Annotated in this window: 14 protein-coding genes; 7 read left to right on the top strand and 7 right to left on the bottom strand. The window is 70.9% G+C overall.

The features are described 5' to 3' along the window. The 3 genes from ACOJUF_RS16740 to clpX form a co-directional block, all read left to right on the top strand. Positions 1-361: ATP-dependent Clp protease proteolytic subunit (locus ACOJUF_RS16740; RefSeq protein WP_420122959.1), on the top strand; the 361-nt coding region annotated here is incomplete at its 5' end. A gap of 35 nt (positions 362-396) precedes the next feature. Continuing rightward, positions 397-1038, top strand: coding sequence for an ATP-dependent Clp protease proteolytic subunit (locus ACOJUF_RS16735; protein ID WP_420122960.1), 642 nt, complete (start codon positions 397-399; stop codon positions 1036-1038). Positions 1039-1286: 248 nt separating this feature from the next. Continuing rightward, positions 1287-2555, top strand: coding sequence for an ATP-dependent Clp protease ATP-binding subunit ClpX (clpX, locus tag ACOJUF_RS16730; RefSeq protein ID WP_420122958.1), 1269 nt, complete (start codon positions 1287-1289; stop codon positions 2553-2555). 103 nt (positions 2556-2658) lie between these two features. Here the strand turns inward: clpX and ACOJUF_RS16725 are convergent, their stop codons facing one another. The 3 genes from ACOJUF_RS16725 to ACOJUF_RS16715 form a co-directional block, all read right to left on the bottom strand. Further along, positions 2659-3270, bottom strand: coding sequence for a hypothetical protein (locus tag ACOJUF_RS16725; RefSeq protein ID WP_420122957.1), 612 nt, complete (start codon positions 3268-3270; stop codon positions 2659-2661). Between the two features lie 106 nt (positions 3271-3376). Next, positions 3377-4237 carry a formate dehydrogenase accessory sulfurtransferase FdhD gene (gene fdhD, locus ACOJUF_RS16720; RefSeq protein ID WP_420122956.1) on the bottom strand — a complete coding sequence of 287 codons (861 nt, stop codon included), beginning with the start codon at positions 4235-4237 and terminating at the stop codon, positions 3377-3379. 30 nt (positions 4238-4267) lie between these two features. Next, the gene (locus ACOJUF_RS16715) at positions 4268-4750 is read right to left on the bottom strand and encodes a GNAT family N-acetyltransferase (RefSeq protein ID WP_420122955.1); all 483 of its coding nucleotides are present in this window, start codon (positions 4748-4750) and stop codon (positions 4268-4270) included. Positions 4751-4979: 229 nt separating this feature from the next. Between ACOJUF_RS16715 and recO the strand changes: the two genes are divergently transcribed. From recO to ACOJUF_RS16695, 4 genes are read left to right on the top strand one after another with little or no spacing between them, the layout of a single operon-like run. Beyond that, positions 4980-5726, top strand: a complete 747-nt coding sequence (recO, locus tag ACOJUF_RS16710; RefSeq protein WP_420122954.1) for a DNA repair protein RecO — start codon at positions 4980-4982, stop codon at positions 5724-5726. Continuing rightward, the gene (locus ACOJUF_RS16705; RefSeq protein ID WP_420122953.1) at positions 5723-6577 is read left to right on the top strand and encodes an isoprenyl transferase; all 855 of its coding nucleotides are present in this window, start codon (positions 5723-5725) and stop codon (positions 6575-6577) included. The genes recO and ACOJUF_RS16705 overlap by 4 nt, the downstream gene beginning before the upstream one ends. Continuing rightward, positions 6574-7599, top strand: coding sequence for a permease (locus ACOJUF_RS16700; protein ID WP_420122952.1), 1026 nt, complete (start codon positions 6574-6576; stop codon positions 7597-7599). Before ACOJUF_RS16705 ends, ACOJUF_RS16700 begins: the two co-directional genes overlap by 4 nt. Beyond that, a complete protein-coding gene (locus tag ACOJUF_RS16695) occupies positions 7599-8597 on the top strand; it encodes a TIGR03943 family putative permease subunit (RefSeq protein ID WP_420122951.1) in 999 nt (332 codons plus the stop codon). Before ACOJUF_RS16700 ends, ACOJUF_RS16695 begins: the two co-directional genes overlap by 1 nt. A 9-nt stretch (positions 8598-8606) precedes the next feature. On the opposite strand, the gene ACOJUF_RS16690 is transcribed toward ACOJUF_RS16695, so the two are convergent. The 4 genes from ACOJUF_RS16690 to ACOJUF_RS16675 form a co-directional block, all read right to left on the bottom strand. Continuing rightward, positions 8607-9002 (bottom strand): type II toxin-antitoxin system death-on-curing family toxin, encoded by a 396-nt coding sequence (locus tag ACOJUF_RS16690; protein WP_420122950.1) that lies wholly within the window; start codon positions 9000-9002, stop codon positions 8607-8609. Next, positions 8999-9202, bottom strand: a complete 204-nt coding sequence (locus ACOJUF_RS16685; RefSeq protein WP_420122949.1) for a CopG family transcriptional regulator — start codon at positions 9200-9202, stop codon at positions 8999-9001. The genes ACOJUF_RS16690 and ACOJUF_RS16685 overlap by 4 nt, the downstream gene beginning before the upstream one ends. A gap of 40 nt (positions 9203-9242) precedes the next feature. Then, positions 9243-10124, bottom strand: coding sequence for a TIGR01777 family oxidoreductase (locus tag ACOJUF_RS16680; RefSeq protein WP_420122948.1), 882 nt, complete (start codon positions 10122-10124; stop codon positions 9243-9245). A 104-nt stretch (positions 10125-10228) separates the two neighbouring features. Continuing rightward, the coding region (locus tag ACOJUF_RS16675) for a 2-oxo acid dehydrogenase subunit E2 (RefSeq protein WP_420122947.1) at positions 10229-11000 on the bottom strand (772 nt) is incomplete at its 5' end.

The following is an 11000-nucleotide window of genomic DNA, read 5'->3' as shown; positions in this document are numbered from 1 at the left end:
GTGGATCGAGCCGGACGTGGCCACCACCGCGATGGGCCTGGCCGCCTCGATGGGCCAGTTCCTGCTGACCGCGGGGGCCAAGGGCAAGCGCTCGGCGCTGCCGCACACCCGGATCCTGATGCACCAGCCGAGCGCCGGCGTCGGCGGCACCGCCGCCGACATCGCGATCCAGGCGGACATGCTGACCAAGTCCAAGCGGGAGCTGACCGAGCTGCAGTCCCTGCACACCGGCCAGCCGATCGAGCGGATCGAGGTCGACCAGGATCGCGACCGCTGGTTCACCGCCGAGGAGGCCCTGGCCTACGGGTTCATCGACCAGGTCGTCGCGCGAGCGGCCGGCGCCCCCTCGCTGAAGAAGTAGAAGGAGACACGACCGTGAACAAGCCCGGCCACCAGATGCCGTTGGGCGTCGCCCACGGCAACGCGCTGTCCATGCCGCAGGCCCGCTACATCCTGCCCTCGTTCGTCGAGCGGACCAGCTACGGCGTCAAGGAGTCCAACCCGTACAACAAGCTGTTCGAGGAGCGCATCATCTTCCTCGGCGTCCAGATCGACGACGCGTCCGCGAACGACGTGATGGCCCAGCTGCTGACGCTGGAGTCCACCGACCCGGACCGCGAGATCATCATGTACATCAACTCGCCGGGCGGTTCGTTCACGTCGATGACGGCCATCTACGACACGATGCAGTTCGTCCGGCCGCACATCCAGACCGTCTGCCTGGGCCAGGCCGCCTCGGCCGCCGCCGTCCTGCTGGCCGCCGGCACCCCGGGCCGGCGGCTGGCGCTGCCGAACTCCCGGATCCTGATCCACCAGCCGGCCACCGAGGGCGTGTACGGCCAGGTGTCCGACCTGGAGATCCAGGCCAACGAGATCGGCCGGATGCGCTCCGCGCTCGAGGAGATCCTGTCCCGGCACTCCAACAAGACCCCGGAGGAGGTCCGCAAGGACATCGACCGGGACAAGATCCTGACGGCCGCCGAGGCCAAGGACTACGGGTTGATCGACGAGGTCCTGAACTACCGCAAGCTGAGCTGATCGCGGACGGGGCCCGGGCGCCGGATATTTGCCTCTGGCGCCGGGGGCCCAGCCCGATACTCTGGTACGGAGTGCCTTTGCGTTCGAGGTGACGGTCAGGACACGGTTTGCCCGGTGTCCGTGTCGTGACCGTCAAACCGGGGACCGGCGCGTGTCCGGCAGGTAACGTCAACACGGTCGCGGCAGTACTGAGAATGGGGTTTCCGGGATGTCCACGGGGACCGGCACACGACGGATCGAGAGGTCTCATGGCGCGCATCGGTGACGGGGGCGACCTGCTCAAGTGCTCTTTCTGCGGGAAGAGTCAGAAGCAGGTGCGCAAGCTGATCGCCGGCCCCGGCGTCTACATCTGCGACGAGTGCATCGACCTGTGCAACGAGATCATCGAGGAGGAGCTCGCTGAGACCAGCGAGGTCAAGCTCGACGAGTTGCCCAAGCCGACGGCGATCCGTGAGTACCTGGACCAGTACGTGATCGGTCAGGACACCGCGAAGAAGGCCCTGTCGGTGGCCGTCTACAACCACTACAAGCGCATCCAGGCCGGGCCGGACCGGGGCCCCGAGCCGGTCGAGCTGGCCAAGTCCAACATCCTGATGCTCGGGCCGACCGGCTGTGGCAAGACCTACCTGGCCCAGACGCTGGCCAAGATGCTCAACGTGCCGTTCGCCATCGCCGACGCCACGGCGCTGACCGAGGCCGGGTACGTGGGCGAGGACGTCGAGAACATCCTGCTCAAGCTCATCCAGGCGGCCGACTACGACGTCAAACGGGCCGAGACCGGCATCGTCTACATCGACGAGGTCGACAAGATCGCCCGCAAGTCCGAGAACCCGTCCATCACCCGTGACGTCTCCGGGGAGGGCGTGCAGCAGGCCCTGCTGAAGATCCTCGAGGGCACCCAGGCCTCGGTGCCGCCGCAGGGCGGGCGCAAGCACCCGCACCAGGAGTTCATCCAGATCGACACGACGAACGTGCTGTTCATCGTGGCGGGCGCGTTCGCCGGGCTCGAGAAGATCATCGGCGAGCGGGTCGGCCGGCGCGGTCTGGGCTTCGCCGCCGAGGTGCGCAGCAAGTTCGACATCGACGGATCCGACGTGTTCGCCGACGTCATGCCCGAGGACCTGATCAAGTTCGGGCTGATCCCCGAGTTCATCGGCCGCCTGCCGGTGGTCGCATCGGTGACCAACCTGGACAAGGAATCCCTGGTCAAGATCCTGACCGAGCCGCGGGACGCCCTGTCCAAGCAGTACCAGCGGCTGTTCGAGATGGACGGGGTCACCCTGGAGTTCGAGGCCGACGCGCTGGAGGCGATCGCCGACGAGGCGATCCTGCGCGGCACCGGGGCCCGGGGCCTGCGCGCCATCATGGAGGAGGTCCTCCTGCCGGCGATGTACGAGGTGCCCGGCCGCGACGACGTCGAGCGCGTCGTGGTCAGCGCCGAGACCGTCCGGTCGAACGTGTACCCGACCATCGTGCCGCGGGCCCCCAAGCGCACCCCGCGCGAGAAGTCGGCCTGACCCCTCCGGCCGGACCTCCGGATCCCTCCGACCGGACCGCCACCCGACGAACCACGAAGGCCCCGGACCCGCTGCGCGGGTCCGGGGCCTTCGGGCGTGCCGGTCAGTTGCTGCCGCAGTTGGCGTCCAACCACTTGGAGATGTTGTCGCTCGCGGTGGTGAACTTGTCGCTCTCGAAGAGCTGTCCGGCCTCGGCGAGCGACTTGCCGTTGGCCTCGGCGGCGACCTCGTTGAGCGCCTGGACGTCGGCGGCGATCTCCGGCGGAACGCTGGCCGTCAGCTCGTCCAGCGACTTCTTCAGCTCGGCGGCGTCGTAGGTGCCCTGACCGCCCAGGGTGCCGAACGCGGCCAGCCCGATCCCCAGGTAGGCGAACGAGACGGTCAGGCAGTCCGAGTTGTACCCGGGGATGTCGGTCAGGTCGGTCAGCTCGGTGGGGAAGGTCAGGTCCGACGGCAGCGACAGATCGGTGGGCACCGACAACTCGGTGCTCAGGTCGTTGAGCATGGAACTCAGGTCGGACAGGTCGGTCGGCGCGGTCTCCCGGCTGGTCCGGTCGGATGTCCGGTCCGAGGTGGTCGCGGCCGACGTGGCCGTCTCGGCCGCGGCGGTGTTCACCTGCGCCGACCCCTGGACGGACGAGCCGCAGGCGGCGACGGCGAGGATGGTGACCACGCTGAGCGCCAGCGCGGCGGTAAGGGTACGACGAGACCGCATGGGTTCACTCCTACGGACGCAACCGGACTGGGCGAGATGGATCCTAACCGCCAAGAGGCGCCGGCCATGGACCTGATACGACCGGGAGACGAAGCCGCCGAACGGGCTACCGGTCCAGCTCCGGAGGGGTCCCGGATCCGTCCGGATCCGTCGACCCGACGATCCGTCCCGGCTCGGAGTAGACGTTGAACCCGGACGCCGACGTGAAGCCGACCAGGGTCAGCCCGCTGGCCCGGGCCAGCTGGACGGCCAGGGAGGACGGCGCGGACACGGCGACCAGCATCCCCACGCCGGCCAGCACCGCCTTCTGCACCAGCTCGAACGAGGCCCGGGACGAGGTGACCAGCACCCGGTCGGCCAACGGCAGCCGGCCGGCCAGCAGTGCCGCCCCGATCACCTTGTCCATCGCGTTGTGCCGCCCGACGTCCTCCCGGACCAGTTCGACCAGTCCGTCGGCGTCGGCCAGGGCCGCCGCGTGCACGCCCCCGGTCGTCCGGAACGCCCGCTGCTGGGCCCGCAACCGGTCCGGCAGGGCCTGCACCGTCGACGGGGTCAGCACGACGTCGCCGGGGACGTAGCGGCCGGCCCGGGTGATGGCCTCGATCGACTCGGCGCCGCAGACGCCGCACGCCGACGTCGTCACCCGGTGCCGGGGACGGACCTGCCCGGCCGCGGCCGAGTCGGCCAGGCCGACCTCGATGACGTTGTAGGTGTTGAGCCCGTCGGGACCCACCCCGCTGCAGTACCGGGCGGACCGGACGTCCTGCGGTCCGGTGATGACGCCCTCGGCGTGCAGCAGGCCGTGCACCAGTTCGATGTCCGCACCGGGGGTGCGCATCGTCGTGGTGAAGGGCTCACCGCCGATCCGGATCTCCAGCGGCTCCTCGCCGGCCACCGTGTCCGGCCGGCGGTGGAACGCACCGTCGCGATAGCGCGTCACCGGTATCCGCACCGTCACCCGACTCATCGGTTCAGCATGCCACCGGCGGGTGCCCGGTCAGCGGCGGACCATCCGGATCTCCAGGATGCCCTCGGAGTCGGTGCGCTCGGCCCCGTTGGGGATGAAGTCGTGGTGCACGTAGAAGGCCGCGGCCCTGGGGTTGTCCCGGTAGGTCCACAGCGAGGCCGGCCCGTCGCCGATGGCCGCGGCCAGCAGCGCATCGGCGATCCCGGAGCCCTGGTGGGCCTCCCGGACGTAGATCGCGTACAGCTCCCGGTCGGCCTGCGGATCCTCGTCGCGGGTCGGGCCGGCGATGGCGATGCCGACGACCTGGCCGTCGGACTCCACCAGGTAGTGGTCGGCGACGCCCGCCTCGATCTCCTTGCGCCGGCGCGCGGCCAGGCGGGCGACGTCCATGTCCTCGAACCGCTCGGCGCCCCACAGCGTGCTGTACGCCTCTTCCCAGCAGGCGAGGTGGCAGGCGGCGAATGCGTCCGCGTCGTCCGGCTCCGCCGGGCGGACCGTGGGGGTCGGGCTCATGCATCCACCTTTCGGGCGGCAGGGTTCACGGCGGTCACGCCGGTGACCGGATTCGTCGTCGGAGGGTGGCCGGCGCGCGCGCCGGCCCTGTCCAGGCTAGTGCACGGGGGGTCGCGTTCCGTGCGCCCCGGCCGGGGGCGGTGAAGCGCCGGTGAACGGCGGCCGGGCCGTCCGGCCGGCGCCCGCGAGCTTGCCCCACCGGGCCGGACGAGGGTGGCACCATGACCAGGTGCCCGTCTACCGAGATTCCGCCGTGGTGCTGCGGGTGACCAAGCTCGGGGAGGCGGACCGGATCATCACCCTGCTCACCCGGCACACCGGCAAGGTGCGCGCGGTGGCCAAGGGGGTGCGGCGCACGCGCAGCAAGTTCGGCGCCCGGCTGGAGCCGTTCAGCCACGTCGACCTGCAGCTGTACGCGGGCCGGAACCTGGACATCGTGACCCAGGCGGAGACGCTCGACCCGTTCGGGGCGACGCTGGCCGCCGACTATCCCCGCTACACCTGCGCCACCGCGATCGCCGAGACCACGGAACGGTTGGCCGCCGAGGAACGGGAGCCCGCGCTGCGGCTGTACCTGCTGGCCGTCTCGGCGTTGCGGGCGCTGACCGACCCGGGCCGGGTGCCGACGCTGGTGCTGGACGCGTTCCTGCTGCGGGCGATGGTGCTCGCCGGCTGGGCGCCGGCGCTGCGCGAGTGCGCCCGCTGCGGCACCCCCGGCCCGCACGGCGCCTTCCACGTCGCCTCGGGCGGCGCCCTGTGCGCCGACTGCCGGCTCGGTTCCTCCGGCGTCGTGCGGCCGGCCCCGGCGACGATCGACCTGAGGGCGGCGCTGACCGACGGCGTGTGGGCCGTCGCCGACGGGTCCGAGCCGAGTCACCGGCGGGAGGCCTCCGGACTGGTCGCCGCGCTGATGCAGTGGCACCTGGAGCGCGGCCTGCGCTCGCTGCCGATGGTCGACCGGGAGGTGGGCGCATGAGCCGCCGGCCGGCCCCGCGGCCGCCGACCCCGCACCCGAGCGGCGCCCGGCCCCCGGCGTGGCCGGCCGGCGCCGTGCCTAAGCACGTCGCGCTGGTGATGGACGGCAACGGCCGGTGGGCCAAGCAGCGCGGGCTGCCCCGCACCGAGGGACACAAGCTCGGCGAGGCGGCCCTGTTCGACGTGGTCGAGGGGGCCATCGAGATCGGGGTCACCCACCTGTCGGCGTACGCGTTCTCCACCGAGAACTGGAAACGCTCGCCCGACGAGGTGCGGTTCCTGATGGGCTTCAACCGGGACGTGATCCGCCGCCGCCGCGACGACATGCACGCGCTCGGGGTGCGGGTCCGCTGGGCCGGCCGGCGACCCCGGCTCTGGCGCAGTGTGATCAAGGAGCTGGAGATCGCGGAGCAACTGACCGCGGACAACGACGTCCTGACCCTGACCATGTGTGTGAACTACGGCGGCCGCGCCGAGATCGCGGATGCCGCCCGCGCCATCGCCGAGCAGGTGGCGGCCGGCCGGCTGGACCCGGCGAAGGTGGACGAACGGATGCTGGCCCGCTACCTGGACGAGCCGGACATGCCCGACGTGGACATGTTCCTGCGGCCGTCGGGGGAGCTGCGCACCAGCAACTTCCTGATCTGGCAGTCCGCCTACGCGGAGCTGGTGTTCCAGGACACCCTGTTCCCCGACTTCGACCGCCGGGACCTGTGGCGGGCGTGCCAGGAGTACGCCTCGCGCCAGCGCCGCTTCGGCGGTGTGGTCGACCGCCCGGACGGCGGGACGACCGTGACGAATCCGACAGGGACGAATCCGACAGGGACGAACCCGACGGGGGGCACCGGATGACCGCGAGCACCACCCGGCCGAATGCGGCGCCCGATCCGGACGTCGCGGCCACCCGCAAGCGCTATCGCCCCGGCTCGCTGGAGATCTTCGGCCTCGTCCTGCTGGTCGCCATCCTGTTCCGGGGCCCGCTGGAGTCCCTGCTGGGCCAGCCGGCCCTGCAGAGCTGGGCGACGGTGTTCATCGCCATCTGCGTGCAGGCGACCCCGTTCCTGGTGCTGGGCGTCGTCGTGTCCGGGGCGATCGCCGCCTTCGTGCCGGCCGCCTGGTTCAGCAAGGTCCTGCCGGACAAGCCGATGCTGGCCGTTCCGGTGGCCACCGCCTGCGGCGCCGCCCTGCCGGGCTGCGAGTGCGGCTCGGTGCCCATCTCCAACCGGCTCATCGACCGCGGTGTGCGGCCGTCGGCGTCGTTGGCGTTCATGCTGTCGGCGCCGGCGATCAACCCGATCGTCCTGGTCGCCACGGCCGTGGCCTTCACCGGCTACCCGTCGATGGTCTGGGCTCGCCTGATCGCCGGTCTGCTCACCGCGCTGATCGTCGGCTGGCTGTGGGAGCGGATCGGCCGGCCGGAGTGGATGCGGCCGAAGAACCCGGCCCGCACCGAGCCCGGCCAGTCCGGGTGGCGGGTGTTCCTGTCCACCATCCTCGGCGACTTCACCCAGGCCGCCGGGTTCCTGGTCATCGGCGCGGCGGCCGCCGCGACCATCAAGACGATCGTCCCGGCGCACGTCATGGAGGGCATCGGCTCCTCCCTGCTGTGGTCGGTGCTGCTGATGGCCGGCCTGGCGTTCATCCTGGCGCTCTGCTCGGAGGCCGACGCCTTTGTCGCCGCCTCGTTCTCGACCATCCCGATGGTCGGCAAGCTGGTGTTCCTGACCGTCGGGCCGGCGGTCGACGTCAAGCTCTTCGCCATGCAGGCGGGCATCTTCGGTCGCAAGTTCGCCGTCCGGTTCGCCCCGCTGACGTTCGGGGTGGCGGTCCTGGTCGGCACGACCGTCGGACTGATCTTCTGGGGATGGCAGTGATGGCCACCTCGACCGGGACCGAGACGCCCGCCCCCCGATCGCGCCGGCGGCTGCGCCTGGGCGGGATGAACGTCGAGACGCAGTCGATCATCGTCACGCTGCTCGGCGGCCTGCTGATCTCGATCACCGTCTCCGGCCGGTTCACCTCGTACGTGCGGCCGGGCTTCAAGTGGCTGCTGCTGATCTCCGGGGCGATCCTGGTGGTGGTCGGCATCGTCTCGCTCGTGTTGGCCGTCCGGGCGGACATGAAGAAGCACGAACCGGCCCACGAGCCCGACGACGCGGGCGGGTGCGATGATGCGGGCGGGTCCGACGGCGCGGACGAGCCGGACGGCGCCGACGCGCACGGCCACGACCACGCATCGTCCAAGGCGCCCTGGCTGATCCTGGTGCCCGTGCTGGTGCTGCTGCTGGTCGCGCCGCCGGCGCTGGGGGCCGACGCGGTCGCCCGGAACGCCGGGTCCCAGGGACTGGCCGGGTACGACGCCGCCGGGGCCGGTGGGACGGGTACGGCGGCCAAGACGGACGTGGGCGGCAAGGACGGCACCACGGGGGTCAGCGGCGGGTACGCGTTCAACGACGGCAGCGGCTCGGTGTACGACTCCAGCGGCGGCCGGCGCACGATGCACTTCGACCCGCTCCAGGGCACCGACCCGCAGCTGACCATGAAGGACTTCGTGCTGCGCTCGCTCTACGACGCGGACCGGTCGCTGGACAACGGGACCCCGGTCACCGTGACCGGATTCCTCGCCCCGGCCGGGGACGGCTTCGACTCCGGCTTCACCATCGCCCGGATGTCCATCAGCTGCTGCGCGGCCGACGCCAACCCGCTGCAGCTGCACGTCGACGGCGAGATGCCGTACCCGAGCAACACCTGGGTGCAGGCCGTCGTGGTGAACGTGCCCAACACCGGCACCCTGGACAACGACTACGTGCCGACCGTGACCGTGCAGTCGATGCAGACGATCGACCAGCCCGACGACCCCTACGAGCACTGACCGGCAGGGTCAGTCCCCGGGCTCGCACACCATGTCGGCCAGCCGCCGCGCAATGTCGTTGACGTCGCGCAACTCGCCTGCGGCGATGGCCAGAACAAGACCGGTGACGTCTCCGTCGTACGCATCGGGCGCGGTGACGACCGCACCGTTGTCACGAAGGAAGACCACCGTCGCCAGCCACGCCGTGCGCTTGTTGCCGTCCACAAATGGATGGTTGGCCGTCAACGAATGCAGCAGCGCGGCTGCCTTGAGCGTGAGTGAGGGGTAGGCGTCCTCACCGAAGACGGTGCTGGACGGCCGATGGCAGGCCGAATCGAGCAGGCCGAGGTCGCGGACGCCGGGGTCGCCCCCGACCGCCACGCGCGCGATCGCCAGGACATCCTCGGCGGACAGGAAGCGGGTCACTCGCCCAGGCGCCGGAGGACCTCGGGGTAGTCCGACGCCGCCGCCCGCGCCAGTGCATCGATCCGCTGGCCGCGCCGGTGCCGCGCCAAGTACTCGTCGATCGCAATCAGCACGGTCTGGTGCACCGACCGACCGTCGGACTGCGCCTGGTCGCGGAGGGCGTCCGCGGTCGCCTCATCGAGCCGAAGTGTCATTGCCATGCCTCGATGGTATCAACGTGATACCACCGCATCGATGGAGTTATCGCAGCTCGGCGGCCAGTGCCTCGGGCAGCGTCCGGTGGGCGAACTCGAAGCCGGCCTCGTGCAGGACCGCCGGCACCGCCCGGCGCCCCTCGACCAGTTCGTCCGCGAACTCGCCCAGGGCGATGCGCAGGGCGAACTCGGGCACGACCCAGGGGGTCGGCCGGTGCAGTTGCCGGCCCAGCTCCTTGGTGTACTCGGCGTTGGTGACCGGGTACGGCGCGGTCAGGTTGGCCGGCCCGTGCACCGGATGGGTCAGCAGGAACAGCATCGCGGCGAGGTGGTCGGTGGCCGAGATCCAGGGGTAGTACTGCTCGCCGGAGCCCAGCCGGCCGCCCGCCCAGAGCCGGGTGATCAGCGAGGTCAGCTTGAGCAGATCGCCGTCCATGCCCAGGACCAGGCCGGTCCGCAGCAGGACCACCCGCACGTCGGCCGCCCGGGCGACGGCGGTGGCGTCCTCCCATTGGACGCACAGGTCGGCCAGGAAGGAATCGCCCGCCGGGGCGCTCTCGGTGACGATCTCGGACCCGGTGGACCCGTAGTAGCCGACCGCCGAGGCGTTGAGCAGGACCGGGACGCCCAGCCGCGCGCATTCGGCGGCCAGGACCCGGGTCGGGTTGACCCGCGAGGTCAGCAGCAGGTGCTTGTACTCCTGGGTCCACCGGTGGAACGCGGTCGGCACACCGCAGAGGTTGACCACGGCATCGGCGCCGTCGAAGACCGAGCTGTCCAGATCGCCCGAGTGGGGATTCCACAGGCTCTCGTCCGGCCCGGTCGGATCCGACCGGACGAGACGGACGACCTGGTGACCGGCGGCGGTGAGCGCCCGGGTCAACCGGGTGCCCAGGAACCCGCTGACTCCGGCGGCGACGACCTTCACGCTGTGCGAACCTCCACGCCTCGATGTGCGGCAACCGTGGGAATACGGCCGCGGGCGGCCCGCTGGAGGCAGGCCGCCCGCGTGTGCACGTGCCGGAAAGGACGTTACAGACCGAGGTCGCCCTCGAACTCCCCGGCCTCGATCCGCTTCTTCACCGCGGCCAGGAACCGGGAGGCATCCGCGCCGTCGATGTTGCGGTGGTCGTAGGACAGCGCCAGGTAGCACATCGAACGGATGGCGATGACCTCGTTGCCGTCGGCGTCCTTGGCCACGACCGGACGCTTGACGATGGCGCCGGTGCCCAGGATCGCCGACTGCGGCGGGACGAAGATCGGGGTGTCGAACAGCGCCCCCACCGACCCGGTGTTGGTGATGGTGAAGGTACCGCCGGACAGCTCGTCCGGTCCGACCTTGTTGTCCCGGGTCTTGGCCGCCAGCTCGCCGATCTTGCGGGCCAGCCCGGCGATGTTCAGGTCGTCGGCGCCCTTGATCACCGGCACGATCAGGCCGCGCGGGGTGTCCACCGCGATGCCCAGGTTGACCGACCCGTGGTAGGTGATCTCCTTGAGGTCGTCCGACAGCGTGGAGTTGATCACCGGGTAGGCCTTGAGGGCCTCCAGCGCCGCCTTGACGAAGAACGGCAGGAAGGACAGGTTGACGCCCTCACGGGCGGCGAACGAGCCCTTGGCCTTGGCCCGGAGCGCGGCGATGCGGGTGCAGTCGACCTCGAAGACGGTCGTCAGCTGGGCCGCGGTGTCCAGGCCGTGCTTCATGTTCTTGGCGATGGACTGGCGGATCCGCGGCAGCTTGACCGTGGTGCCGATCAGCGCGCTGGCCTTCTCGTCCGGCTTGGGCACGCTGGAACCCGCCGCCGGC

Source organism: Nakamurella sp., assembly GCF_048594475.1.
In the GTDB taxonomy this organism is placed as follows: Bacteria; Actinomycetota; Actinomycetes; order Mycobacteriales; family Nakamurellaceae; genus Nakamurella.
This window is presented reverse-complemented; position numbering and strand designations above follow the sequence as displayed.

What these genes read in the sequence shown, in the direction of transcription:
- ACOJUF_RS16695 (WP_420122951.1), top strand. Translation starts at nt 7,599, where the DNA reads ATGGCCACCTCGACCGGGACCGAGACGCCCGCCCCCCGATCGCGCCGG.
- fdhD (WP_420122956.1), bottom strand. Translation starts at nt 4,237, where the DNA reads ATGAGTCGGGTGACGGTGCGGATACCGGTGACGCGCTATCGCGACGGT.
- clpX (WP_420122958.1), top strand. Translation starts at nt 1,287, where the DNA reads ATGGCGCGCATCGGTGACGGGGGCGACCTGCTCAAGTGCTCTTTCTGC.
- ACOJUF_RS16735 (WP_420122960.1), top strand. Translation starts at nt 397, where the DNA reads ATGCCGTTGGGCGTCGCCCACGGCAACGCGCTGTCCATGCCGCAGGCC.
- ACOJUF_RS16725 (WP_420122957.1), bottom strand. Translation starts at nt 3,270, where the DNA reads ATGCGGTCTCGTCGTACCCTTACCGCCGCGCTGGCGCTCAGCGTGGTC.
- ACOJUF_RS16715 (WP_420122955.1), bottom strand. Translation starts at nt 4,750, where the DNA reads ATGAGCCCGACCCCCACGGTCCGCCCGGCGGAGCCGGACGACGCGGAC.
- ACOJUF_RS16700 (WP_420122952.1), top strand. Translation starts at nt 6,574, where the DNA reads ATGACCGCGAGCACCACCCGGCCGAATGCGGCGCCCGATCCGGACGTC.
- ACOJUF_RS16685 (WP_420122949.1), bottom strand. Translation starts at nt 9,202, where the DNA reads ATGGCAATGACACTTCGGCTCGATGAGGCGACCGCGGACGCCCTCCGC.
- ACOJUF_RS16705 (WP_420122953.1), top strand. Translation starts at nt 5,723, where the DNA reads ATGAGCCGCCGGCCGGCCCCGCGGCCGCCGACCCCGCACCCGAGCGGC.